We start from the raw sequence: 25,840 nt of genomic DNA on the forward strand, positions 1-25,840 counted from the left end.
CCTACACCCCATAGCTGATCAAGTAATTTTGAGCGCAGCATCAAAATTACTTGCAGACTTCATCGTAGACACATTCACAAAGGCTTTCGAGCAAATCATGATGTAATAGGTTTTGCCCTTAGTCATGTTGCAAGAGAGCGTAGGATAGCCGGTAGCGTTTTTGCTCTCTACAAGCATACTGGAATTGCTATCAAGAATGGCCATATACAGGTTTTGGTTTGTAATAAATTTTGATGTTGTAAAAGTATATTTTTTTGTGGATGTCGGTACGAATTTCACCTGCTTATAGACGCAGCCTTGCATATAGTTCTGATACTTCGGTTCACTGTATACGAACACCTCCGAATCTGCCTCGGGGCACCTGATGTCGAAAAACGCACTTAGGTTGCCAGTAGATTTGTTCTTAACGGTAACGCTATATCGTCCAGGCGAGAGCTGTTTGGTCAGAGTATTTGTTCCGGTACCTACTACAGTACCAGCCGAATTTTTTACAGTAATGCTTGCATTTACAGTCGCACTTGATGCACTCGATGCCAAGAAATAGTAGGAAGCGTTCTTACTCACAGTGAAAATGTACTCTACTGCTGTAGTACCAGAGATACGCTTCTTTTCGCCTGGATTTATTCCTTCCGTAGGAACTTTTCCTGCTGTAACAAGTGCAGCAGCTTTACTTGAGGTCGTTGGATAATAGAAACTCAGAATATTGGAATATTTCTTTCCTTGCAGTGCCATTGCAACTGCTCCACTTTGGCACATTCCGCGATTATGAGCATAGGGTATTTGCGGAAGAGCATGCTTTGTGCAAGTCATGGTTTTCCCATTAAATGTGGTCGAACCTCGACACTGGCCATGGAATTCGGTCGCCAGCCGGTAGTTGCCAATATTATCGAACAATATCTGCCTTGAGGTGGCTTTTACTGCCTCAATAGCGGTTGTGTTGGTAACATAAGGACAATAAACTTGGCAATTATCTTTAGAGCAAATATAGGCGCCAGTATCCTTGTGTTTAGGATTTCGCATGAGATAATCAGCAAATGTTCTTGCGGCAACTGCCTGAGCTTTGTATGCCTCGGATTGCTGTGCCTGAGTCAATTTTACCGTGTAGAAATACATCTCTGAGGGTACAACATAGTAAAGGTACTCGTCAATATTAGAAGACCCAAACGAATGGAATTCATATGTGCCGTCAGAATGGTAGTATTTCACGATCAAGTGCATCAAATTTGGAGGCGAATAAAGTCTGGCTTCAGGAGTTCTACTTGGCTCTGCACTGAGCATGTCGATTGCATCGTAATCTCCCTCCACAGGAGTGCTGCAGTCATCCATGCACATATCACTCATGGTCTCCGGAGCAAGATATGATTCAATAACTGCGCACTCTTTATCCAGTGCCAACGAATAGATTTCTGTTCCGGCACCATCTTCCACAGGCATGCTTTTATATTCAGAATCCTGGAATCCAGCAGCAGTGATAAGGAGGTCGTATTGACCAACTGGCATGTTGCCAATGGCAAAGCGACCATTTTTATCCGTTGTTGCTGAGATACCAAGATCCTTCACCCCAACCGTGGCGCCTTGAACCGGTTTTTGAGTTTGCCTATCATATACCAATCCAACTACATCTGCTGTATTTTCTTCGACAATCTGAGGGGTATCCATAGCGATGTTAAGAGTGCTTGAAATTACTCTTAACGGGACATTAACGGTAGTTGTAGTGTAGTTTTCGAAATTATTCTGAATGTCTGCATCATTAAATGCTTGGACAAAAGAACCCATACTTACATCTCTTGGGACCAGGGTGGAATCTGCAGAAATTGCCATAGCTGAGGAACTCATGATCAAAGCTGCTGCGATGAAACAAGCAATAATCCGTTTCATGAAGGTTCTCCTTTCTTTTGAGCGTAGCATTTTTGCTGGTAAAGCTGACTTATTACTTCTGACTTAACCTAGTTCATACCCACCTCCCCTGTAACCATTCTTTTCTTCCCAGTCAGAATGGAATATTAAAAGCACTCACCTGTACGCTTTTGTAATATAACAGACGTTTTTCTTTCCAAGTGAGCACATTTCATCGACTAATCTATCTATATTGATCAGTACATAGGCTAAAAAACTTTAATATCTTGTTCATATCATAAATACGATGAAATACGCCAAATGGGGACACTTCATGTTTTTCTTTTATCAAAGCATCAAGCTTCAACACATAAATGAAGAAGTGACACCATATTGACATTCTGCAGAAGTAATGAACTTGGTTATCGAAATAAACAAAAAATCGGCCCCCTGAGATTTCGCTCAGGGGGCCGATTAACGTTTATAGCCTGTATTCTGCAGCTAAAAAAGCAGATAACATATCGCTTCTTTCCATTGCGCAGGAGAATAGTCCTCAGGACAAAGCTGCCTGATAGCCCTGTGAATGGGCTCACGATCAGGAAGGAAGCGCAGATCAGAGAGGTAATCGCACCCTACCAGCGTCTGCAGATCCTCCAAAAGCTGTTTATCCTGCCCCATGCCGCTCACCACTTGGACAGGATGCGCCCATAAATGAGGTGCCGTTCATAGTCGAACTGCTTGATCGCCAGGATCACAGTGTCTCCAACGTGGAAGTCACTGTCCGAATGGCGGGTGGAATAGAGGCACAGGCACACCGTTTCATCGGGCAGCGTACAGAACACGCCGCCGCCGTATTTACCGGAAATGACGGCCTGTCTGCGGCTGCCGATGGGGTGGCGTTTGATGGCGCCGAAGAAGGGGTTCGCCATGGTCTCCTTGACGGAGACCCACATCTGCCCGGACTGCCGGTTGTATTCTTTCAAAATGCAGTCCAGCTCCTGACCAGGATGGTACCGCTCCCGGAGATCGGGGGTGGCCGTATAGGTCAAATCCTTCTGGCTCAGGCTCATGTCCCGGCCGCCGCACTCCACCAGGCACCGCTTGGGGCCCACAGACAGCACGCGGCAGGTGAGCTTTTCTCCAAGCTCGTGGCCGTTCCTTGCTGTATCGAAGAAATGCCGGCGCGCCAGCATGGCCATCCGGCGGGAGCCAATGGCTACGCCGCCCTCGCGGTCCACGTCCATAATGGTGTAGTCGATCTCAGCACCGGTCATATTGCGCAGCACATAGGGGGGGCGCTCCTGGCCGGGCATCCACACCTCCGTCTCCGGGACCAGCACCTTGACGCGATAGCTGATGATGACCGCGCACTGCATTCTGCGCCGCTCGATCTGGCCGGTCTCCCGGTTCCGGACCGTGAAGGAGTGGGTGTCAATGCCCATGATCCGCCCGGTCAGAAGGGACTTGGAACGGTAGGAGGCATAGATGGCATTCCATTCCTCCCGCTCTTCCTCCGTGAGGTCCCGGTCCAATTCATTCAGGTCCAAGGAGAGGAGCGCCGGTTTGTTTTTCAGCGGCCTGCTGGCAAACTGTTCCTTGGGGCCCGTTTCTGCAGCGGCCGTTCTCCGGACCCGCCGGGGCCTTGCTCCGCCGGCAGGCGGCGCCGCCGCAGGTGCAGACGCCGGTTCTTCCGCCGGCTCTTCCGCGTCCCCAGGGTCTGCGCCGTCCAAGGACGCTGCTTCCGGATCTTCCGGTTCGCCGGTTTCCTCCAGGACAAATGCTGCCGTCTCGGCGTCATGCTCCTCACCGCCGGGATCAGAAGCGTCCACCCCATCCGAAGCATCTTCGTCCAAGGCGGCCTCCACAGGGTCTCCATCCTCAGATTCGCCCTCACCGGGCGTCTCCTGGGGCGCCTCTGCGGGGCCCTCAGCCGCCTTTTTCCTGGATGTACGCTTACGCTTGGGTTTCTCTTCCGCGGGCTCCTGGGCCTCCTGAGCGGTCTCTCCGCTGTCCTCCATGGGAACATCGGGCTCCAGCTGCCCATCTCCCTGCTCGGCAAAGGAGGCGGCATCTTCCGCAGCACCGTCGTTTACCCCGTCACCGGCAAATTCACTTTCCCCGGCGGCGCCCTCCATGGGCACATCTTCAAGCAGCACAGCGCCGCTCTGCTCCCCGCCATCGTTGAGCTCTATCCGTTCTTCCTGTACGTCGTAATTCATAGTCTGACTCCTTCCTGTATGGTTTGAGATTGGTCCGCCATTGCGCGTCATTGCCGGGCATCACCTCCCTTAAAGAACCGCAGCCTGCCTTCCTGCCGGATGACAAAGTAGTGCCGTTGGCGCAGGTGGAGAAGCTGATGCTGCTCCAGACTGGTGAGAAACAGGAGCACGGTCACATCCTGGGGCTGCTGGGCCAGGAGTATGCCGGTGATCGACTCGCGCCCGGGTTCCACCGGCAGCACGCCGAAGGCGTCGATCCGCCCGCCCTCCCGCTCCAACAGAAAACATAGCTTATAGGGCGGCATCCGGCTGGTCAGCTGAATCGGCGGTCCAGACGCCAGCGAGAGGAGAACGTCAAGGGCGCACAGCATTGCATGGTCCGCCCCCTTTCCCCTGAGCTCCGCTAGACAGATCAGCCCGTCGTCCATGGGGATCAGCTCACCGGCGTAGCGGAGGTGGCGCAGGATGGCTTCGCAGTGGGACTGCACTTTGGCGGGATCATAAAGCCGCATAAGGGGAAGCACCTGATCCTGCCGCATCCATCCCGTTTCCCGCAGCACGCCGAGAAGAAACTGCTGGTCTTTCGTCAAAAGCATCTGCCCCGCCCCCTCTCACGCTCCGTCGCCGGAATACCCGCCGAGGCTGTTGAGATAGGGGTCAAGCAGAAGATCGCTTTGTGCCTCACAGATCGCATTAAAAATGACCGCCATGGTATAGGCGGTCGAGTTCTTGATGGACCTCTGATTTTGATGCAGTTTTCGCTCCACAGTCTGGAGGGTGGTGCTGTCCAGATCCCACAGCCGGGAGCGTACGTTGGCCTGGGGCAATACGGCCCGCCCAATGCGGTATTCTTTCGTGTAGAACAGCCGCTCAATCGCGTTTTCAAACACCTTTGCCGTTTCCGCGTCGAACAGCCATAGCGAACAGTTCTCCAGGATCTGCTCCAACTGCTCCTGTTCGGAAAGATTTCTCCACCACTGTCCAAGTCTGTCCGTCCCCTCCGGATAGCCCCCCGGTGGGATAGATAGACTGACTTCAGTATGAATCCGCTCAGTATGACTTGAATCAATATAATTGGGGTCCCGCTGGTCGATCTCTGCAAGTTCTGTTTGCGCACCTCTTGAAGTTTCATCCCCGGCCCTCATGAAGTCCCTGTTTGGAACTTCTGAAGCAGACATAGGTGCGCCCGGTGCCTGCTGGTTGGGATCAAGAAGTTCTGAGCCGGCACTTCTGGCCAGTGCTTGTTCCTCCTGTGATCCTGCTGCAGGTGTCCCTTCCGCAGGCCCCTCAGGGGATTCGCCCGGGGCATTCATGGAACCCGGCTGTTCTCCGCCGGCTGCCTCGTGCTCCCGCGGAACAAACGGCGCGCTGCCGTCCACCACTTCCTCATGCTTGACCAAAGCCAGGTAGATTTGATTGGCGTCACCGCGCCCGCAGCGGCGCTCCCAGATCAGCCCGGAGGCCGACAGCTCTTTCATGGCCTCGATGATTTTGTGATAGCTCACCTGCATCTCTGCAGCTAGGGAGCGTCTGGTATAGACGATGAACACCTCGCCGTCATCGTTGATCCAGCCGTTGAGCCTGGAGAGCTGAAAGCGGTTGAGCAAAAAGGTGTAGGCCACCTTTGCCACCAAAGAGAGCTCCATGTATCTGGAGTCCGTGAACAGCCACCGGGGCATCTGGAGATGGTAGATATTTTGAATGTCGCCCTGCTTCATCAGCGGGAAAGACGGCTTTTTTGTCATGGGTGCTGCCTTCATGGTGATTCACTCCTTTTCCTATCATTCAAATTTGGGAATTGCCGTCCTGCCAGGCAAAAGGGAAAGGAGGAAGAAATCTTCCTCCTCCGCCTATGGCCCGCCCACCTCGTCCGGCAGCATTTCAATCAAATCAAAGGCTCCGTAGGGAGAATCCACATCCGGCTGATCCTCGCCGCCAGCGTCCGGCTCCGGGGCCCGCTCGCACTCTTGGCCGGTGCTCTTCCCAGCATCCGATGCGGGTTGGTGAGCCGCTTCTGGCTCGGAAACTGTCGGGACCGGATCGCCTGCAGACGGAACCGGCTGTTCTGCGGATTGTGCCGCAGCCTGCTCGGGCTCTGCTTTTGTAGTCTCTTCCAGGCGGCGCCATTCGGGAACATAATCGGAGATCCGAACATCATGCAGCTTGGAAAAGCTGGGATGCTCTTCCGGTGTGATCTTATAGAGCTTCAACGGCTTCTGGCCGCGCAGCAAAACGATGCTCTCCCGGTTATCCATCCGCAGGATCTCGTCCGGGAGCATAAGGGCGCGCTGGGTATTGCTCTTGGTCTGGCTGTATGGCCGGGTGGAATTATAGACTGGGGAGAAAAGCGGCTGGAGGGGCATCTGATTGTTTTCCACCTTGATGGTGACCATGCCGCACTTTTTGGAGATATAGGTCGCCGTATCCACATCATTGCATCCAAGGCAGATCTGAATATCCGTGCAACCAATGAGCTCCTCCCACTCGGTTTTGGGGTACCGGTCCTGCAGCTGAGGGATGGATTGAACCACGAGTTGGCAGAAGATCCCGGAGCCGCGGCAGAAATTCAAAACCTTTTTGAAATCGGGCAGCTTTCCAATATTACAGAATTCCTCCAAGCAGACATTGACCTTGATGGGAAGCCGCCCATGCTCTCCGTGTCGGCGCCCATAGTCGATAAGCCGAGAAAAAAGTTGGGAGAAGAACAGCGAGCTTAAAAACTCCAGCGAAGAATCCTGAGCAGAGATACAGCAGAAAAACGCACAGGGTCTCCTGCCGGGTAAAGTCAGGTCGATCTCGTTGTAGGAAGTAATCTTGTCTACCAGCGGGTTTTGAAACACCGAGAGACGGTTGCCCAAGCCAATGGCGATGTTAGCCCTGATATTTGTTCTCCAGTCCCAGCTCCTGCAGACTGCGGGTCGGATAACCGTTAGCGACGATGCCGACCACTTTGGGGTCGCTGGCCTTTTCATCCGCCAGATACTCGATGCTCTCCCCCTCCGGAACGGATTGGGGAACGCCATAGATATTGGGATTGACACAATATGCCGGTATCTCGCGGATTGAGCCGCTTCCATTGTCATAGTTGTAATAGGTATAAATCAGTTCCCGAACTCGGCCATTGATGGACAGGTAGGACATCTTATAGCCGCCATTGTAAATCTGGACCTCTCCCAGCGCCTCCTCAGGCGTTTCTGCAGCAAAAGCGGCAGTCGGGAGAAGTCCCATGACCACCAGAAGGGTCAAGAGTATCGAAATCAATCGTTTTTTCATGAGCAACCTCCATAAAAGTAGGGAGGATGCCCCTGACCGCAGTTGCATCCCCCCTTTGAATGGGTCTGATTAAATTGTGGTGAAGATGCAAACTGGGTAAAAAGAAAGACAGCACACCTTACTTGGCCTGCTGTCTTTCTCTGCTCAAAAGTTAGATTACATGGATCTGATATTCTGTATGCAGGAATTTTCCGTCTTTATAAACGTCCCATGCCTGCATGGAGTAGGTTCCAGGCGGAAGAGAATTAAAGAGGTTTACGATTTCGCTTGCTCGCCAAGGCCAAAACATTTGATAAGACAAGTCGTCAGGAATGCTGAGATTGATGTGAACAAGCTGGTTTCCTTTCGACGAAAGCTTTGGTGCGCCATTTTCCCATGTCTCCGGGTTAGCGCCTATGGCATTATAAAGGGTATATTGCATTCGCCTGGTCTCGTAGAGATTGCGGACCCGGAGATGATCGCCAGTCTCATTTTGCCAGTGTCGCACTTCCATTTCCGGGAGCTCCGGCTGTTCCAAAAGGCTCCAGTCACAGGTGGGCTCCGGCAAAGCACCGATTGGTCCGGATGCGAACATGCTCTTATCCCAACGGCTCACATCTGTGATGGTATAATTGGTCCCGTCATCACAGCGGATCACATCTCCGACCTGGGGAACATACTGAGAACCGTCAGCGGGCGGATTGATCGAACCATCCGGATTTTTACTGATACCCGTGGTAGACGGAGTCTCCGACTCCTCTGTGTCCGTCGGACCTGTATTCCCCAAAGCCCGGTAGATCATGACTGCCAGATCGCCTCGCGTAACTTCTGCTTTGAGCGCAGCTTCGGATGTAATCAGCCCCTGCTCCAGGGCAGTTTGGCAAGCGGTGGAATAATCCCATTCAACCTCCGGCAAGGCCATATACCTTAGAACAACTGTAGTGGCAGCCGCAGGGGTCACACCATCATAGGCGCCGAAGGCTCCAGTATCATAACCGACCATAAGGCCGTTAAAATAGCAGTAGCCTACATAGAGACGGGCCCAATCTGGGACATCCCGGAATTTGCACTGATCGGAATAAAATACTTGTTCGGCCTGAACATGCTCTGGATTTCCATTCAAGCGAGTTAGAATCGTGGCCAGTTCTATCCGGGTAAGCCCTTTATCCAGATTCATGTTTCCAGCCTGATCGCCCACCATGATTCCTTGCTTTTTAAGATGGCTGGCCGCGGTCTCTTGTTCAGAGGAAACGGCAGCCGCAGCTACTTCTGCGGAAAAAACAAGCAGTAGACACAGGCTGAGAAGGAATGGCAAAAAGCGTTTCCAGTACATTGATTTAAGCCCCCTTTCGATACAGCGTTGTTTGAGCACTCACCTTTAACTGCCGGCAATCCTGATCGTACTCACATTTCTGGAATGTATTGAGTCCCCATAATTCAAGTTGTTCTGCGATCTCATTGGGGACGTCAAATGTCATATCCAAGCAAATGCGAAGAGTAGAGTCATCCGGTTTCCGGCCCCTTTCGCTTGGAAACTTCCATGTCATAACGGTGCCCCCTTTCCACCTGAAATGTTTCCTCAAGCCCAAAATAATGCGAAAAAGGAGCCGTGTCAAAGGTTTTTTTGAAACGCCTTTGCCGATAAATCAAAAGTCACTTATTATATTCCTGTTATTGCCGTTTTTTGCTTTTCGAGGGACGAATTGAGGCCATAAAAGTTTATTTTGAATTTTTTATGAACTGACCTCGACCGCCTGGACACAAACCCGTTTAGTAGGCTGGTCTGCCAGACAGGTGATAATGGTAATGCGGTTATCCGATGTGGCATTCAGATAGCTCCAATCCGTCCTGTCGATGATCTTGACAGCGCTTACCGCATAGGTACGCGTTCCCAGACTGGTCTCATAGCGAATGGTATCGCCGACATCCAGGTTCTTGATTGAGCCGATGTTGTGACTCGATCCTCTGTTGTGACCACATAAGCCAATGTTTCCACCCCATGCACTGGTGCTGGGGAAGTGGCCCACACCATTTCGCATGGCGGCCGAGTCTGTACTCTCATAGGCCTTATAGCGAATCCCAAGGCTAGGGATAACCAGGGTACCGATACTGCCATCGGAACGCTTTACTTCACTGGCGGAAGTAAATTGCGTTGTCGGAAGTGTGGAAACATCTCCCCATTGGATGGGGTAACCGTCCGAACTGCTGTCCGGATAGATGCTTCCGTTGCCCGCGTTGATCCCATATTCCACAGTAGAGCCACCGCCCACCGTGGAGACCGGGGCGCCGTCAGCCAAGGGGTCAAGGAAGTCCACAGCGTTGATGCCGCCGTAATTGTACTGCGCACCGTAAACCTCCTCGTAGGAAGTGCTCCCATAATAATCCTTAGGCGACGGCGTTTCAAAATTGTAGTCCGCAGCAAAAGCAGGGGTGGTCATGAGCATCAAGCCCGCCAAGGAGAGCAATAGCCCTCTGCATCGTTTCATAATTCATCATCCTCCTTTTCGTCTTCATTGATTGCAAACCAGTAGTTGTCATCCCCCTCGAAAGGTTCCACCAGGTGTGTACGACTCCCGCCATACATCTGGATGGTGATGATCCTGCCGGCAAGTTTGTGTGCCAGCTTGTTGGGCAACTCCACGCTTGCATCGCCCGCCGGGTACTCCCGCAGTTTAGTGAGATCCAATTTGGGGGTGCGGGTGGAAACCCGTTGCTTGCCCAGTTTTTTGTAGGCTACACCTCTTGCGTTCATGGCATAGATTACTGCATTGGGTCGGAAGCGCACTGCATACACGATGCCGCCTAATACCAGGAGCAGGAGAATCGCGCCAGGCACAGCCAGCCAGAGCGGCTGGAAAGTAACCGGCGTTTCAACAGGGGTGCCCAAGTAGGTGACCGTGTAAGCAATCGACTGAATGCCTTCAGCTATGACTTCTCCGGTATAACTGGCGGTAGTCACATAGCCGGTAGCCACGCTCCGGCTCCCAGTTGCCGTATAGGTTGCCGTGGCCGTGTACGAGGTGGGGACGAGAGTGTCATCAGCCAGACCCGTGCCTGTTACGGTCCAGGAAATATCACTCAGCGTCAAGGTACTGCCGTTTTTCACGGTCGTTGTGGGGACGCAGGAAGGATCGTTCCGGGACAGTCCCGGAAATTGCTTCGTATCAGTGATGGTATAGTATTTCGTGGTGTAGCCTGCGGCCTCAGTCTGAATGGTGGTATGATCCAGAGTTAACGTACCAGAATAGCCGTCTTTGTTGTATTCCATGGTAGGGGCCAGCTGCTCAAGTATTTTTGCCAGATCATCCGTATTGGTTTCCAATGTGACAACTTCCGTTTGTGCCTTGGAATCCTTAAATGCCTGCTCTTCCTTGACGGTTTCAAGGTGATGGTAGGTGTAGCCCTCCAGCTCAAAGGGTTCCTCGATCAATTCGCTGGGGTCGGCATCAGGGGGAAGGGTGTAGGTCTTGATGATCAGCTGCCTGCCGTCCCGGTTTTCCGATACCACATCTTCCGGGACATAGGCCGCAGAGGCCGTGACAGTCAGCATACACAGGAGCATCAATAATACAGCCGTTCTCTTCATACCTTCGCCCACCAGCCTTTCCAGAGCGCCAGGAACAGCGTGGGAAGCCCAATGATGAGCCCCGCCCAGATCAATTTGTGTTTCGTCATACTGTGATACCTCCATTGAGAAAAAATTTTATGGATAGCTCCTGAATGGAGCATGACCCATCCTTGATGTACGCCAGGTAGTCCAGAGAGCGTTCCAGCGCCTGCATGGTGTTTCTCTTATGGCGCTTGATGAACGGAGCTAGAAAGAGAATGTCGCCGCTGTCGGTGAGTGTGAAGATGATCCGAACCAAGTTCTTGCTTTTGGCTCGCAGCTCATAGAGAGCCTGGTATCGTTCGATGGAAAAATGCTTCACATAGGGTTCCCGCATCACTGCTGCGGGCGATTGCAAAAGCATGGCAAAAAGCGACATGAGCTTTTGTCGCTGCTTTTCATCCAGAGTATCGAAGAACTCCAGGAAGGGCGTAGCGCCCTCAACCGGTACAACAATCTGCAACTTCATGCGCAACTCTCTCCTTCCCAGTGCAGGCCTGGCCTTTCATCAGCTCCAGAAGCCGCTCCACAAATCCCAGACAGAATAGGGACAAGGCGGGGGCACAGCCGGCCAGCCACCAGATGGGATCAGGGAGCGGTTTGCGGATAGTATCATACTGGAGCGAAATCAGCAGATAGATATTCTGGCAGTCCTTTCGGGCGGACAGCTCAGAGAAAGCAGCCGCCACGGCAGAGACCTCCTCCTGGTCCGAGTAGAAATCACACAGATCATCAAAGAACAGGCCTGCAAATATCTGCACAAAGGCGCGCATGGTCTCGATGTTTACTTCGCCGGTGGGGTGAAGAATTCCCATACGCTCCAAACGTGCCGCTGTGGATTCATCAAAAGGATCTGGGACACGAAGATACAGGTTTTTTGGCATATTACCTACCTCCTATTTATTTTGAAAAAGAAAGACCCGACGCTTCCTTATCGGAAGCGCCGAGCCAGTACTTTTTGCTTGACTCTATAAAGAACTCTTTGTAGTCTTAAAATAAAGTTCAAGTGCCTTTTGAATGGTTTCTTCGATTTCTTTTGCAGTTGCCTTCTTTGGGAAATACGACTCAAAATCCGCTGAGAGCGTAACCGAGATGCGGCGCCCGGGCCGTTTTGCGGTGGTGGTCTCCTCGGTCAAAATAGCTTTGATTTGCGCTGCATCCAAATTTCCCGCTTCAAAGAGTGCCCGGAGTTTTTTACCTTTTGCAGTGGACAGTGCTGATTTCCCAGCGGAAATGTGCTGATAGATGCATTCCTGAAGGTCGTGATCTTCCACGAAACTGACTTCGTAAGCGGCCAGCTGTCCCAACTGCTTTCCGGTATCCATGAGCAGCAGCAGGGGACGGTACAACGTTGCATATCGACAGTATTTGGACACCTTATCTCGGGTCAACTCATATTCCTGAGCAATCTTCTCGTCGGTATGGGACTTTTCCTGAGTGTCAGGAGAAGTGGCCGGATCACCCGTATCTGACTTTTCCTGAGTGTCAGGAGAAGTCTCTGCCGCTGTCAGAAGATCTGTGCGGCGCCCCTGTCGCTTCATCATATTGTAATGGGCCGCCACACAAAGCACCCGTTGGGAAAAGAGCATGTCTGCCAGGGATCGCTGCCGGAAGTTCATCTCAAAGAAGAGGTCCTCCGCAGTTTCCAAGGTCAAATCAGTCCGTACCACTGCCGGGATGGTAGTGCGGCCCGCAAGGACAGAAGCATTGACTCGATTATGTCCACTGATGATGATGTAACGTCCATTGCTGGTTTTCCAGACTAGAATGGGTGTCTGCACCCCGAGCCGACGAATGCTGTCCACCATATCATCCAACCGCTGCCCGGTATAGAGAGGAAAATGTTCCTCATGTCCTGGAAAGCCATCCAGCTGTTTCAGCGGAAGGGTACACAGGGTCCCATTTTCCATAGGAGATGGAAGGTCATCATGATGAAAAAAGCAATCATAAGCTTTTTCCTGTGTCTGCCCTGTGGCCTGGTTGGCACTTGCCTCGTCCTGCTTACGCTGTCTGAGCGCATTTTGCACTCTATTTCTTGGCATAGGACAGCACCTCCCGCGCTACCGCAGAATATGCTTTCGCTGCGGGATTGGTGGGCTCATATTCAAAAATACTTGCCGCGTCAATCGGATGCTCCGCAACACGGATGGAGAAATCAATGGGGGCAGAGAAAACGGTGAAAGCATTGCCGTAGTCGGCTTGGATCTCGTCCTGGATACTGCGACACAGATTGGTGCGTCCCTGATACATGGTTAGCAGGATTCCACCTACTGTGAGAGCTGGGTTGATCCCCTGACGGATTGTTTTGATGACTTCCAACGTATCGGCCATATCCTCCATTGCCAGGTAATGCGCCTGCACGGGAACAATAGCCTGATCCGCGGCAGCCAAGGCGTTGATTGTCAGCAAATCCATGCTGTGACCACAATCAATCAGGATGTAATCGTACTGATCCTGAAAATACTTTAGGACGCTGGCCATGACCATTTCACAGGGGGTACCACCACTGTCGCCGCCCCGGTACCGGCTGCTCATTTGCAGAGCCACCAGCCGACTGGACACAGCTGCCAGCTTTGAGTTCGCGGGGATGTAGTGGATGCCTTCTCTTTGGATGACGGCCTTATCTGCGAAGAGTTCAAATTCCGTATCGTCCAAAACTGCATTCATCAGGTTTGCCAAAGTGTATTTGAGGATTTTCGGGTCAGCTCGCATGACCTTTGTCAGGTCTCCTTGCGGGTCGTTGTCCACAAGAAGGACACGTTTACCCGCAGCGGCCAAGGCGGCACCTAGGTTAGCACAGGTTGTGGTCTTTCCGACGCCGCCTTTCGAGTTCGTAATCGCCAGAGTAATCGCCATCCTATTACCTTCTTTCTGTTCCATAAAGTTAAGCCCCGGAATAGAAAACGCCCACTCCGGTATTTCGGAGTGAGCGTTTCACACCCGCTCCGACATAGCCCTCCTTTCATCAAGGGTTTGGAATGTCGGAGCCTATAAAGATGGCAAATTAGTTTGAGATTTCGGACAAAATCAGCAAAAACTCCAGCCATTCATAGAGGTTTCCGACTTTGTCTTATTATATCTCATTCCTCGATCCGGCGCACGATACCAGTCGCTTTCATGTCGATTCTCCTCCTGCGGTTGTGGTTACGCCTCTTAGTATCCGCAGGTTTCTTTTGCCTATGCAGGCCGGAGGATGGTTTCATTTGGAATCCATAGAAAAAACCGTCAGACAGGTTTTCCTGTCTGACGGTTTGATGAGACTGAAAGAGGATCAATCCTGAGATTCTGGCTGCTTTTCTGCCTCGGCCACGGCGCCCTCGATGGTGCGGCCCTCGGCCTGCTTGGCGTGACGGTCCACATCGCCCTGGTTCTTGGGGGAGCGGATGAGCTGGGCGGGGCCCTGGACACAGCCGCCCTCGCAGGCCATGCCCTCGATGAAGTTGAAATCGCCGATGCCCTTGGCGGCCTTCAGGAAGGCCAGCCTGCAGGCCTCAAAGCCGCTGCAGGGCAGGGGCTTGGCCTGGAAGGAGCTGTTCCGCTCCTTCAGGGCCTGGGCCACGGCGGCGGACACGCCGCCGCTGTGGGCAAAGGAACGGCCAAAGCCGCTGGCCTGATCCAGTTCGGTATACTCCAGCTTGGACACGTCGATGTTTTGAGATTCAAACATGGCGTACAGCTCTTCAAAGGTGAGGGCGATGTCCACCGCACCCATGGTCTTGCCCAGTTTGATCTCCATCTTCTTGGCCACGCAGGGCCCGATGAAGATGACCTTGGAGGAGGGGTCCTTCCGCTTGATGTACCGGGCGGCCATAATCATGGGAGAGGGGGTCTCGGAGATCAGATGGGCCTGGTCGGGGAAGTTCTTCTCCACATAGTCCACAAAGGCGGGGCAGCAGGAGGAGGCCAGCATCCCCTTCTCCTCCAGTTCACCGGCCTCGGTCTTGGCGGTCATATCGGCGCCCAGGGCCACCTCCACCACGTCGTGGAAGCCCAGCATCTTCAGGCCGGTGACCACCTGGCCCAGGTCGGCGGGGGCAAACTGGCCGGCGATGGAGGGCGCCACGGCGGCATAGACATGGAAGCCCCACTTTTCCGCGCCCTGAAGGGTCTGGATGGCGTCCACAATAAAGGACTTGTCCATGATGGCGCCGAAGGGGCACTGGTAGATGCAGGCGCCGCAGGAGGTGCACTTGGCGGGATCGATGAAGGCCTTCTTGTCCTCTCCCATGGAGATGGCTCCCGCCTTGCAGCCCCGCTCACAGGGACGGGTCTTCTTTTCGATGGCGCCGTAGGGGCAGGCGTTGATACACTTGCCGCAGGTGATGCACTTCTTGTGGTCGATCTGGGCCTTGTGGTCCACAATGGTGATGGCGTCCTTGGGGCAGGTATGGATACAGCGGGTGGCGATACAGCCACGGCAGGAGGGGCCCACGGTGATCTCGGTGACGGGGCACTCGTCGCAGGCGATATCCAGCACCTCCACCAGGTTGGGGTTGGTCTTGTCGCCACCCATGGCCACCTTCACACGCTGAGAGATGATGGCCCGCTCCTTATAAATACAACAGCGCATTTTGGCCTCGGGACCGGGGATGATCTCCTCGGGAATATCCAGAATACCGGTCTGGAGATCGTCGTTCCAGGCCAGCCGGGCCACGGAACGCAGCACCTCATGCTTAAGTTCCTGTACACTGGTTTCAAATACGCGCATTGGTCAACACTCCTTCCAATCATCATTCCTCTTCCAATTTCACTAACAGCATGATAACCGCAGGGTAAGTAACCTGTCAATTAGAATGTTTCCTTGTCTTACACATATTTTTACCCCTGTTTCTGAAAACCAAAAAGTTTATATGCCTGAACGGGGAAAACTGTGGTATACTGCAAGCAACTGTGGTGATAAGGAGGTGACGTTGTGGGCAAATCAGACCTGTCAGCACTGCCCCGGATGGACACATTGCTGGCCAGTCCGGCCCTGGTGGACAGCGGCCTGCCCCGCTCCGCTCAGAAGGCGGGGGCCAACCGGGTGCTGGACCAGCTGCGCCGTGCCATTTGGGCGGGAGAGCCTCAGGTGCCTGAGCTGCACATCCTGGCCCAGCGGGCCCGGCAGGCGGCAGAAGAACTGGCCCGGCCCGGCCTGCGCCGGGTGGTCAACGCCACCGGCGTTGCCCTCCACACCAATCTGGGCCGGGCCCCGCTTAGCCGAAGGGCGGCGGAGGCGGTGGCCCAGGCGGCGGAGGGCTACTCCAACCTGGAGTACGACCTGACCGCAGGCAAGCGGGGCAGCCGCACCGGCCGGGTGGAGGAGCTGTTACAGGAGCTCACCGGGGCGGAGGGAGCCTTTGCGGTGAACAACAACGCCGCGGCGGTGCTGCTCATGCTGTCTGCCCTCACTCCCGGCATGGGAGTGGCCATCTCCCGGGGAGAGCTGGTGGAGATCGGCGGCTCCTTCCGGGTGCCCGACGTGATGGCCCGCAGCGGCGCCAAGCTGGTGGAGGTGGGGGCCACCAACAAGACCCGTCTGTCCGACTACCAGCGGGTGTTGGAGAGCGGGGAGGCCCAGGCTCTGCTGAAGGTTCACCCCAGCAACTTCAAGGTGGTGGGTTTTACCCAGAGTGTGGAGGTGGAGGAGCTGGCCGCTCTGGCGGCCAGCTATCAGGTCCCCCTGCTGTGCGACCTGGGCAGCGGCGCGCTGGGCCCCGGCCCCTGGCCCCAGGACTACCCCACTGTGGAGAAGTGGGCGGCAGCTGCCGACGTGGTATGCTTCTCCGGGGACAAGTTGTTGGGCGGACCCCAGGCGGGTATCCTGGTGGGCAAGGAGGAGGCCGTCAGACGGCTGAAAACCGACCCCCTGGCTCGCGCCCTGCGGCTGGACAAGCTGTCTCTGGCGGCCCTGGAGGCCACCCTGCGGGACTGGCGGGACGGGGTGTCCGTCCCTGCCCGGGCCATGCTGGAGACCCGGCCCCGGGACTTGCGGCAAAAGGCTGAGAGATTGGCCGCTCTGCTTACGCCCTTCTGCCCCTGTGAGGCGGTGGAGACCGCCGGAGAGGCGGGAGGCGGTACCCTCCCCGGGGAGGAACTGCCCTCCTGGGCGGTGGCCCTGGACCCGGCGGAGGAACTGGAGGTCTTCCTCCGGGGGTGGACCACCCCCATTCTGGGGCGCATCCACAAGGGAAAGCTGCTGCTGGATGTGCGCACCCTGCTGCCGGGGGAGGAAAATATCATCCGGGATGCCCTGGGGGCGTGGAAAGGAGAACGGCCATGATCCTGGGCACCGCGGGCCATGTGGACCACGGCAAGACCGCCCTGGTGAAGGCCCTCACCGGGATGGACACCGACCGGCTGGCGGAGGAACGCCGCCGGGGCCTCACCATCGAGCTGGGCTTTGCCCCCCTGACCCTGCCGGGCGGGGAGATGGTGAGCATTGTGGATGTGCCCGGCCATGAGAAATTTGTGCCCACCATGCTGTCCGGCTGTGCCGGTATGGATTTGGTGGTGCTGGCGGTGGCTGCCGACCAGGGCCCCATGCCCCAGACACGGGAGCATCTGGCCATCCTGTCCCTGCTGGGCCTGCGGGGGGGCGTCATCGCCCTCACCCGGGCCGACCTGGGCGTCAAGCCGGGGGTGGAGGAGCAGGTACGCGCTCTGGTAAAGGGCACCTTCCTGGAGAATGCCCCCATCATCCCCACCTCGGTGGTGACAGGGGAGGGGTTGGATGAACTGAAGAGAGCCCTGGCTGAGCTGGTCCAAAAGACGCCGGAGCGGTCGGACCGAGGAGACTATCGCCTCCATGTGGACCGGGTCTTTTCGGTGGCGGGCAGCGGCACGGTGGTCACCGGCACCCTCACCGGCGGCCCCCTCCGCCGGGGGGACAGGGTGCGCCTGTGGCCGGGGGACAGGATGGCCCGGGTGCGGGGCCTCCAGAGCCACGGTACCGATCAGGAGAAACTGGCCCCCGGCAGCCGGGCGGCGGTGAATCTGGCGGGGGTGGACCGTGGGGAGGTGTCCCGCGGGGACACCCTGGCCCCGGCGGAGGGGCTTACTCTCACCCAGCGGCTGGATATGGCCCTGAAGGTGCTGCCTCAGGCCCCCTATGCCGTCAAAAACAATTCCACCCTCCATCTCCACCACGGCGGGCGGGCGCTGATGTGCCGGTGTATCCTGCTGGGCCGGGACAAGCTGGAGCCGGGAGAGGAGGGCTTTGCCCAGCTGCGGCTGGACCAGCCTCTGGCGGCTCTGCGGGGGGATCGGTTTGTAGTTCGCTTCTTCTCTCCGGTAGTCACCGTAGGGGGTGGGGTAATTCTGGACCTGGAGCCCCCCGCCAAGGGACGGATGGACCCGGCCCGGCTGACCCGGCTGGCCGCCCTGGCGGCGGGGAAGGAACTGCCCCGCCCGGCGGAACCGGTCAGAGAAGCGCCGCCGCCCCCAGCGCCGGAAAGCGACCCGGAGCTGGAGGAGAAACTATGTGAGATCTACCGGGCTGCTGGACTGGAGCCCCCCGCCAACGAGGAGATAGAGCGGGCTTTCCCTGGTGGGGCCGCAGCCTGCCGCCGGGCAGGCAGAGCCCTGGCCGACCGGGGGGTGCTGACCCCGCTGTCCCCCAAGGTGCGGGCCTGGGGGGAGAGCTGCCTGGAGGCTCAGAGCAGAATGAAGGCCCGGTTTGGCACAGAAATGTTCACTCTGGCCCAGGCCAGGGACCAGTTGGGAGTTTCCCGCAAGTACGCCCTGCTGCTGCTGGAATACTGGGACCGGGTACGGATCACCCAAAAAATCGGGGAGGGGCGGAGATTTCTGTAACTCCCCGCCATATGGGGGCGGAAGGGTATCTGGTGAGCCCCGCGGTCTTCAAAACCGTTGGGGACGGCGTTCCCGTCCTGGTGTGTTCGATTCGCACCCGCCCTCGCCATTTTTAAAATAAAGGAGGAAGCCCCATGGAATTTCAGAGTAAGCCCGGCCGGCTGTGGGCCGAAAATGAGGAGGGCAAGCTGATTGCCGAGATCACCTTCCCGGAGGAGCGGCCCGGCGTGGCCAACATCGACCACACCTTTGTGGACGGCTCCCTTCGGGGCCAGGGGGTGGCGGGCCAGCTGGTGCAGGGGGCTGTGGACCAGATCCGCAGTCGGGACATGAAGGCGGTGGCCACCTGCGCTTACGCCGTCAAATGGTTTGAGAGCCACCCGGATCAACGGGATCTGCTGGCGGAATAACTGAAGTGAAAAAAGCGCTGGGCGCGGCCAAACGGCCGCGCCCAGCGCTTTTTATGAGGGAAAATAGGGAGAAACAGGGAGAGATCAGATCTCCATGTCCAGCAGGTAGGAGGACAGGCCCTTGCCGTGCATATCCACGGACAGGGAGCGGGTGACGCCGCCGCCCAGAGCGGCGTACATCACGAAGTTGAGGGCGTGGATGTTGGGCAGCTCATAGCGAACCACCTCGCCCTTGACCATGCCCTTGAAGTGCTCCTTCACCTTCTCGGGGGTGACCTTCTCCTTGAGCAGGTCGTAGTCCTTGGGGTCGTAGGCGATGAGGGAGATGTTGGAGATGTTGCCCTTGTCGCCGGTACGGGAGTGTGCAATATCCCAGAGTTTCATAGCAAATGCTTCCTTTCTGTCCCAGTATCAGACGGTGAAGATCTCGGCCTCGGGCTTGACGTCGTAGCGGCTCACCAGAATGGAGGCCACGGACACGATGTCCCGGGTGCGCTTCACAGCGCCGCAGCCGCCGGCGGGGCCGTTGGTGTACAGGGCCTCCACCTCATTGCCAATGATGTCAGCCTCAGCCTTGGTCTTGGCGCGGCCGGCCACCCGCACCCGCACCTCGCTGGGCTCCTGGTTGTACTGGTAGTCGGGGTTCCAGTACAGGCTGTTGCAGCCGATGAGGTCGAACTTCAGCTCCTCAAACACGTTGGGGGCCACCAGCTCCAGCCGCTCCTTCAGGATCTCCAGGGCCAGCTTGCCCCGGGCCACGCAGCCGGGACCGCCATAGCTGATCTCGCCGTCGCCGATGAAGCAGTCCTTGTAGCCGATGGAGCACTTGAAGGTCTCGGTGCGGGGCTTGCCGGTGATGCCCTCCACCTTCACCATATCCTTGCCGATCTCGGTAAACTTGATCTGCTTGCAGTCGGCCACCACGTCGGGAGTCAGGTAGTTCTCAGGATCATGGATCTCGTAGCAGATCTGCTCGGAGCAGGTCTCCACGGTGACCTTGCCGCCGGCCTCAGGCACCTTGGTGACGAAGAAGGAGCCGTCCTCGGACACCTCAATGATGGGGAAGCCCAGGTGGCCGACGCCGGGCACGTCCTTCTTGCCGGGCTCGGCGAAGTAGCCGCCGGTGACCTGGCCGCCGCACTCCAGCAGGTGGCCCATGATGGTGCCCTTGCCCAGCTTGTCCCAGTCCTCCAGGGACCAGCCGAACTCGTGGATCATGGGGGCCATGAAGATGGCGGGGTCGGCCACACGGCCAGTGATGACCACGTCGGCGCCCATATCCAGGGCCTTCAGGATACCTTCCACGCCCATGTAGGCGTTGGCGGACACGATCTCGCCGCCCAGCTCCTTCAGGGGCTTGTGGTTCTCCCATACCTCGGTATCCATGTACTTGTCGATGACGGGCAGCAGGTCGTCGCCGGTGACGCAGGCGATCTTCATGCCGGTCAGACCGTGCTTGCGGGCGATTTCCACGCACTTCTGAGCAGCGGCCTGGGGGTTGGCGGAACCCATGTTGGTGATGAGCTTCACCTTGTGCTGCCAGCACAGGGGAAGGGCCTTCTCCATGCGGTGCTCCAGCAGGCCGTTGTAGCCCTTGGTGGGGTCCTTCAGTTTGGCCTGCTGGCCGATGGCGATGGTGCGCTCGGCCAGGCACTCGTAGCTGATGTAGTCCAGATTGCCCTTCTCGATGAGTTCCAGGGAGGGCTCCAGGCGGTCGCCGGCATAGCCGGCGCCGCTGCCGATGCGGATGCTTTTCATACAATGACTTCCTTTCTGACCAAAAAGGTGGATAGGTGAAGGGAATGGATTAGATGGCGATGGCGCCAGTGATGAAGGCCACAGCCACCATCACCAGGGAGACCAGCCAGGCCAGGGGAATGGTCTTCTTCTGATGCTCGCCCAGATCTACGCCGGACAGACCCACCAGCAGGAAGGTGGAGGCGGTGAGGGGAGAGATGGGGAAGCCCACGGTCATCTGGCCCAGAATGGCAGCGCGGCCCACATCGGCGCCCACAATGCCGAAGCCCTGAGCGGTGGTGGCCAGTACGGGCAGCACGCCATAGTAGAAGGAGTCGGGGTCAAAGAGCAGGGAAGCGGGCATGGCGATGATGCCGATGATGAGGGGGAAGAACTGCCCCATGGAGTCGGGGATGATGGCCACCAGGGCGGTGGACATCTCGGAGATCATGCCGGTGCCCTGCATGATGCCGGTAAAGCAGCCGGCGGCAAAGAGCACGGAGCACATCATGAGGGCTTCCTTGGCGTGGGCGTCCACACGGGCCTTGGAGTCCTTCACGCGGGGGTAGTTGATGACGGTGGCCAGCACGTAGAACACCATGAACACCACAGCGGGAGCAAAGCCGGAGAACAGCAGGGAGATGATGGCAGCGATGATGAGGACGATGTTCACCCAGAACAGGTGGGGCCGCAGCAGGGCCTTCTGCTCGTCGGTGAGCTCCTGCTCGGTATGACCCACAGCCTGGAGAGCCACGGCGCCGATGCGCTTCTTTTCGCGGCTGCCCAGGAAGGCGGCGATGAGCAGCACACACACCATACCGGCCAGCACAGCGGGCAGGACAGGCATAAAGAACTCGGTGACGGTGGCCTCGGTGCCCTCCATGGTGGCCAGAGCGGTGTGGGCGCGGATGGTGGGGCCGCCCCAGGGCAGGATGTTCATGGTGCCGGCGGACAGGGCCACGATGGTGGCCAGGGTGGTGCGGCGCATACCCAGCGCGTCATACAGGGGGAGCAGGGCGGGCACGCAGATCAGGAAGGTGACGGCGCCGGAGCCGTCCAGGTGCACGATGGCGGCCAGCACAGCGGTGCCGATGCCGATCTTGATGGGATCGGTGCCCACCAGGTTCAGGATGCCCTTGATGATGGGACGGAAGGTGCCGGCATCGGTGAGAATGCCGAAGAACAGGATGGAGAAGATGAACATAACGCCGGTGGCGGCCACCGAGCCGATGCCCTTGGAGCCGGTGATCATACCGCCCAGGGACTTGAAGTTGGCCACAAAGTCAACGACGCCCTGTGTGCCCTCCGGGGCACCCTCGGGAACCACGGCCATAAAGAAACAGGCGATGATGCCGGTGACCACAGGAACCACAATCAGGGCCACCAGGGGGGATGCCTTCTTGGTCATGATGAGCACCAGCATGATCACAACCGTCAGGAATCCCAGGATTGCTAAAGGTGACATGAACGATACCTCCTCTTGATTTCGACGGCCCTCTCTCCGACCGCCGTTGCCTCTGGATAAAGCAAGACATGTGCCAAATGCGGAATAAAGGCGAAAAAAAGGGGAAAGCCCTTGCGGCACAGTGCCTTTCTTGCTTTGCTGCGCCAGAGGAAGGGAGATGGGAATTCTAATATTCTGGAAATCAGGAGGGGATGGCGGAGAGAGAAGGGACGCTCAGAGGAGACCGCTCAACGCATTCTAATATTCTGGAACAACATTCCAGTATTTTAGAATTCTACTTGCCGAGCTTATTGTAGAGGCTGGCCAGGGAGATGCCCAGCTGGGCGGCGGTCCGCTTTTTCCCCTCCAGGGAGAAGCCGTTTTTCTCCAGCAGGTTGAGAATGACCCGCTTTTCAAAGGCGCGGGTCCGCTGGGCCAGGGTGAGACCCACGTCCTCCTGCTGGTGGACCAGGTCGCTGGGAAGGGCCTCCTGATTGATCACCCCGGAGGGGGTGAGGTAGGCGGAGAACTCCAGCACATTGCGCAGCTCCCGCACGTTGCCCGGCCAGCTGTGGGCCTGGAGGCAGGCTACCGCGTCCTCGGTAAGCCGGAAGGGGCGGCGCAGCTTGTGGGAGAAATCCTCCAGAATGGCCTGGGCCAGGGCGGGGATGTCCCCCGGCCGCTCCCGCAGAGGGGGAATATGGAGGGGGAAGGTGCTCAGCCGGTAGTACAGGTCCTTGCGGAACTTGCCGGCGGCCACATAGGCGGGCAGGTCGGCGTTGCAGGCGGCGATGACCCGCACGTCCACCGCCACCTCTTTCAGGCCGCCCACGGGGCGGATGGTGTGCTCCTGAAGGACCCGCAGCAGCTTGGCCTGGAGCCCCACGTCCATCTCGGAGATCTCGTCCAGAAAGAGGGTGCCGCCGGAGGCCGCCTCGAAGAGGCCCATCTTGCCCCCCCGCTTGGCGCCGGTAAAAGCCCCCTCGGCGTAGCCGAAGAGCTCCGATTCCAGCATATTGGCGTTGAAGTTGGAGCAGTTGATGGCCACAAACACTCCGTCATGCCGGGGACTGGCGTTGTGGATGGCTTGGGCGTACAGCTCCTTGCCGGTACCGCTCTCGCTCTCCAGCAGCACGGTGGCGTCAGTGACGGCGATCCGCTGGGCCAGATCTTTCACCCGGGCTACCGCCGGGGTCACCGCCACGATGTCGTCAAAGGTGTACCGGGCGCCGTTGGCCTTGCTGATGCTGTGGAGCACCTGGCGGCTGCGGGCCTCCACCGCCTCCAGCTCCTCTCTGGTCTGGTAGGCGTCCTCCAGAAAGGTGACTACGCTGAGCCCCCCCACCAGGGTGTTCCCCTCATAGATGGGGTAGAGGTTGACGAAGTAGAAGTCCTTGATCTCCTGACGGGTGATGTGGAGGATGGGCTTGCCCGCCTCCAGCACATCGGGCAGCCGGGCGCCCGGGCGCAGATCCCGCAGACGGCGGCCTTCAATGGGACCTACGTCCCCGCCCGCGTCTTTTTTCAGAAATTCCTGGTAAGCCTTGTTGCCGAAGACGATGCAGCCCTTGGTATCGATGATGGTGATGCCCTCCCGCATGGCGTCGAAGGCGGCTCGGGCGGCGGCGTTGAGTTCCATAGCTGTACCTCCCAGGTTTTGTTACTGTAAATTATACCCGGTTTGTCAATCGGGGGGAAGTAGGGGCTGCGGTGCGCTCCATGGCGCCGTCTGGCTGGTCAGGCGCTTGCTGTCAGCGCTATTGGGATCGTCGGCGCGGCAGAAGCTGGCCCGGATTTCCAGGGGGAGGAGCAGACTGGACGCGCCCTGTATGGTGCGGGAAAATAAGGGGAGGGATGATGAAATTTCATACTTTTCTTTTTCGAAAAAGATTTTATACTAGAGTTATCCTAACCGCGGGGCTGCTTGTGCCAACCTTGCGTACGTCGGATCAATCGTAAGAAGGAGCGAAGAGAATGGAACAGAAGAAAAAGTCCCTTGCCAGCCGGATTCCATCAAAGGTCTGGCTGCTCATCTCTTTTGCGGTGGCCATGCTGGTTTGGTACATCATGTCCATCATTCCCCAGACGTCCCGCGCTTTCCCCAACGTGGTGGTGACCATTCAGGGTCTCATGACCATGGTGGAGCGCGGCGTGTTCTGGCAGGACCTGAGCAGCAGCTTGATCTCCGTGGCAATGGGTTACGCCATTGGCTTTGTCATCGCCCTGCCCGTGGCCATCCTGATGGCCTGGTATGTGCCGGTGCGCAACATCCTGGAGCCCTGGATCCAGTTTATCCGTAACATCCCCCCTCTGGCCTATGTGCCTCTGATCGTGATCTGTGCCGGCGTGGGCCGGCTGCCTCAGGTGATCGTGATCACCATCGCCTGCTTCCTCATCATGTGTGTGACCATCTATCAGGGCGTGATCAACGTGGATGAGACCCTCATCAAGGCCGCCCGGGTTCTGGGCGCCACCGACAAGGACATCTTCGTTCGGGTCATTACCCCCGCCACCCTGCCCTTCATCCTCACCGCTGTCCGGCTGGGTGCTTCCGTCGCTCTGACCACCCTGATCGCAGCCGAATCCACCGGCGCTATGGCCGGCCTGGGTATGCGTATCCGGTCTCTGAACAACAGCTTTGACGCGGCCCCCATGCTGGCCTACGTCATCATCATCGGCATCATCGGTATTACTCTTGAAAAAATTATCAAATTCTTGGAAAGGAAGCTGACGGGATGGCAGGAGAAGAGAGAAATCTGATCGTCAAGATCGATAACGTCCGCAAGGTATACAATACCCGCAACGGCGAGATGGTAGCCCTGAACGGGGTGGACCTGGACATCTATGAGAACGAATTTATCTGCGTGGTAGGCCCCTCCGGCTGCGGTAAGTCTACCCTGCTCAACATCATCGCCGGCCTCCACGAGGCCACTTCCGGCGCTGTCTACTGCAAAGGCAAGAAGGTCACCGGCACCGGCACCGAGCGCGGCGTGGTCTTCCAGCAGTACGCCCTGTTCCCCTGGCTCACCGTGAAGAAGAACGTCATGTTCGCTCTGGAGATGAAGGGCATCAAGGGCAAAGAGGCCGAGGATCTGGCCATGAAGTACCTGGAGAAGGTGGATCTGACCAAGTTTGCCGACCACTATCCCAAGGAGCTGTCCGGCGGCATGAAGCAGCGCGTGGCCATCGCCCGCGCCTACGCCGCTGACCCCGAGGTGCTGCTGATGGACGAGCCCTTCGGCGCCCTGGACGCCCAGACCCGTACCCAGCTGCAGACCGAGCTGCTGGAGACCTGGGAGAAGGACCGCAAGACCTGCTTCTTCATCACCCACGATGTAGAGGAGGCCATCATCCTGGCCCAGAAGGTCATCATCATGTCCGCCCGTCCCGGCCGCATCAAGTCCATCATCGACATCGACATCCCCTATCCCCGTACTCAGGAGACCAAGATGACTCCTCGCTTCCTGGAGCTGAAGAACGAGATCTGGAGCCAGGTGTACCAGGAGTATCTGGAGGTCCGCAAGTAATCAGGTTGGAACGG

At 57.0% G+C, this 25,840-nt stretch carries 23 protein-coding genes and 1 tRNA gene; 6 read left to right on the forward strand and 18 right to left on the reverse strand.

The window, feature by feature from the left end; translation table 11 throughout:
• Window positions 1-18: 18 nt before the first annotated feature.
• The 14 genes from B5E56_RS06210 to B5E56_RS06280 all read right to left on the reverse strand — a co-directional run bounded on the left by B5E56_RS06210 (window position 19) and on the right by B5E56_RS06280 (window position 15,622).
• Entirely contained in the window at window positions 19-1,878 is a 1,860-nt protein-coding gene (locus B5E56_RS06210; protein WP_158098681.1) for a carboxypeptidase regulatory-like domain-containing protein, read from the reverse strand.
• Between the two features lie 641 nt (window positions 1,879-2,519).
• Complete coding sequence (locus B5E56_RS06215; protein ID WP_087389071.1) at window positions 2,520-4,055, reverse strand: hypothetical protein; 1,536 nt, start codon at window positions 4,053-4,055, stop codon at window positions 2,520-2,522.
• A 47-nt stretch (window positions 4,056-4,102) separates the two neighbouring features.
• Window positions 4,103-4,651 (reverse strand): DUF5697 family protein, encoded by a 549-nt coding sequence (locus B5E56_RS06220; RefSeq protein ID WP_087389072.1) that lies wholly within the window; start codon window positions 4,649-4,651, stop codon window positions 4,103-4,105.
• Between the two features lie 15 nt (window positions 4,652-4,666).
• Complete coding sequence (locus B5E56_RS06225; RefSeq protein WP_087389073.1) at window positions 4,667-5,815, reverse strand: replication initiator protein A; 1,149 nt, start codon at window positions 5,813-5,815, stop codon at window positions 4,667-4,669.
• Window positions 5,816-5,905: 90 nt separating this feature from the next.
• Window positions 5,906-6,913 carry a type IV secretory system conjugative DNA transfer family protein gene (locus tag B5E56_RS06230; protein ID WP_158098682.1) on the reverse strand — a complete coding sequence of 336 codons (1,008 nt, stop codon included), beginning with the start codon at window positions 6,911-6,913 and terminating at the stop codon, window positions 5,906-5,908.
• A 13-nt stretch (window positions 6,914-6,926) separates the two neighbouring features.
• A complete protein-coding gene (locus tag B5E56_RS06235; protein ID WP_343214233.1) occupies window positions 6,927-7,328 on the reverse strand; it encodes a thioester domain-containing protein in 402 nt (133 codons plus the stop codon).
• 151 nt (window positions 7,329-7,479) lie between these two features.
• The gene (locus B5E56_RS06240) at window positions 7,480-8,640 is read right to left on the reverse strand and encodes a hypothetical protein (protein ID WP_087389075.1); all 1,161 of its coding nucleotides are present in this window, start codon (window positions 8,638-8,640) and stop codon (window positions 7,480-7,482) included.
• Between the two features lie 400 nt (window positions 8,641-9,040).
• Window positions 9,041-9,793: a class D sortase gene (locus B5E56_RS06250; RefSeq protein ID WP_087389077.1), complete on the reverse strand. Its 753-nt coding sequence runs from the start codon at window positions 9,791-9,793 to the stop codon at window positions 9,041-9,043.
• Complete coding sequence (locus B5E56_RS06255; protein ID WP_087389078.1) at window positions 9,790-10,893, reverse strand: hypothetical protein; 1,104 nt, start codon at window positions 10,891-10,893, stop codon at window positions 9,790-9,792. Before B5E56_RS06255 ends, B5E56_RS06250 begins: the two co-directional genes overlap by 4 nt.
• Before the next feature lie 85 nt (window positions 10,894-10,978).
• Window positions 10,979-11,383: a type II toxin-antitoxin system RelE/ParE family toxin gene (locus B5E56_RS06260; RefSeq protein WP_087389079.1), complete on the reverse strand. Its 405-nt coding sequence runs from the start codon at window positions 11,381-11,383 to the stop codon at window positions 10,979-10,981.
• Window positions 11,355-11,729, reverse strand: a complete 375-nt coding sequence (locus tag B5E56_RS06265; RefSeq protein WP_158098683.1) for a hypothetical protein — start codon at window positions 11,727-11,729, stop codon at window positions 11,355-11,357. Before B5E56_RS06265 ends, B5E56_RS06260 begins: the two co-directional genes overlap by 29 nt.
• 153 nt (window positions 11,730-11,882) lie before the next feature.
• On the reverse strand, window positions 11,883-12,956 hold the full coding sequence (locus B5E56_RS06270) for a ParB N-terminal domain-containing protein (RefSeq protein WP_087389081.1): 1,074 nt from the start codon (window positions 12,954-12,956) through the stop codon (window positions 11,883-11,885).
• Complete coding sequence (locus B5E56_RS06275; RefSeq protein ID WP_087389082.1) at window positions 12,943-13,794, reverse strand: ParA family protein; 852 nt, start codon at window positions 13,792-13,794, stop codon at window positions 12,943-12,945. Before B5E56_RS06275 ends, B5E56_RS06270 begins: the two co-directional genes overlap by 14 nt.
• A 391-nt stretch (window positions 13,795-14,185) precedes the next feature.
• Window positions 14,186-15,622: a 4Fe-4S dicluster domain-containing protein gene (locus tag B5E56_RS06280; protein WP_087389083.1), complete on the reverse strand. Its 1,437-nt coding sequence runs from the start codon at window positions 15,620-15,622 to the stop codon at window positions 14,186-14,188.
• A gap of 204 nt (window positions 15,623-15,826) precedes the next feature.
• On the opposite strand from B5E56_RS06280, the gene selA reads away from it, so the two are divergent.
• From selA to B5E56_RS06300, 4 genes are all read left to right on the forward strand, one after another.
• Entirely contained in the window at window positions 15,827-17,176 is a 1,350-nt protein-coding gene (selA, locus tag B5E56_RS06285; protein WP_242958797.1) for an L-seryl-tRNA(Sec) selenium transferase, read from the forward strand.
• Window positions 17,173-18,708 carry a selenocysteine-specific translation elongation factor gene (selB, locus tag B5E56_RS06290; protein ID WP_087389084.1) on the forward strand — a complete coding sequence of 512 codons (1,536 nt, stop codon included), beginning with the start codon at window positions 17,173-17,175 and terminating at the stop codon, window positions 18,706-18,708. The genes selA and selB overlap by 4 nt, the downstream gene beginning before the upstream one ends.
• Before the next feature lie 13 nt (window positions 18,709-18,721).
• Window positions 18,722-18,817, forward strand: a tRNA-Sec gene (locus B5E56_RS06295).
• A 25-nt stretch (window positions 18,818-18,842) separates the two neighbouring features.
• A complete protein-coding gene (locus B5E56_RS06300) occupies window positions 18,843-19,118 on the forward strand; it encodes a GNAT family N-acetyltransferase (protein WP_087389085.1) in 276 nt (91 codons plus the stop codon).
• Between the two features lie 84 nt (window positions 19,119-19,202).
• On the opposite strand, the gene B5E56_RS06305 is transcribed toward B5E56_RS06300, so the two are convergent.
• The 4 genes from B5E56_RS06305 to B5E56_RS06320 all read right to left on the reverse strand — a co-directional run bounded on the left by B5E56_RS06305 (window position 19,203) and on the right by B5E56_RS06320 (window position 23,938).
• Window positions 19,203-19,502, reverse strand: coding sequence for an AtuA-related protein (locus B5E56_RS06305; RefSeq protein ID WP_087189376.1), 300 nt, complete (start codon window positions 19,500-19,502; stop codon window positions 19,203-19,205).
• Window positions 19,503-19,529: 27 nt separating this feature from the next.
• Window positions 19,530-20,876 (reverse strand): acyclic terpene utilization AtuA family protein, encoded by a 1,347-nt coding sequence (locus B5E56_RS06310; protein ID WP_087389086.1) that lies wholly within the window; start codon window positions 20,874-20,876, stop codon window positions 19,530-19,532.
• Window positions 20,877-20,925: 49 nt separating this feature from the next.
• Window positions 20,926-22,320, reverse strand: coding sequence for a CitMHS family transporter (locus tag B5E56_RS06315; RefSeq protein ID WP_087389087.1), 1,395 nt, complete (start codon window positions 22,318-22,320; stop codon window positions 20,926-20,928).
• 274 nt (window positions 22,321-22,594) lie between these two features.
• Window positions 22,595-23,938: a sigma-54 interaction domain-containing protein gene (locus B5E56_RS06320; protein WP_087389088.1), complete on the reverse strand. Its 1,344-nt coding sequence runs from the start codon at window positions 23,936-23,938 to the stop codon at window positions 22,595-22,597.
• Window positions 23,939-24,273: 335 nt separating this feature from the next.
• Here B5E56_RS06320 and B5E56_RS06325 point away from each other — a divergent pair, with 335 nt between their 5' ends.
• Complete coding sequence (locus tag B5E56_RS06325) at window positions 24,274-25,059, forward strand: ABC transporter permease (protein WP_087268890.1); 786 nt, start codon at window positions 24,274-24,276, stop codon at window positions 25,057-25,059.
• Window positions 25,035-25,826 (forward strand): ABC transporter ATP-binding protein, encoded by a 792-nt coding sequence (locus tag B5E56_RS06330; RefSeq protein ID WP_087189381.1) that lies wholly within the window; start codon window positions 25,035-25,037, stop codon window positions 25,824-25,826. The genes B5E56_RS06325 and B5E56_RS06330 overlap by 25 nt, the downstream gene beginning before the upstream one ends.
• Window positions 25,827-25,840 lie beyond the last annotated feature (14 nt).

It is taken from the genome of Flavonifractor sp. An112 (assembly GCF_002161085.1).
In the GTDB taxonomy this organism is placed as follows: Bacteria; Bacillota; Clostridia; order Oscillospirales; family Oscillospiraceae; genus Flavonifractor; species Flavonifractor avicola.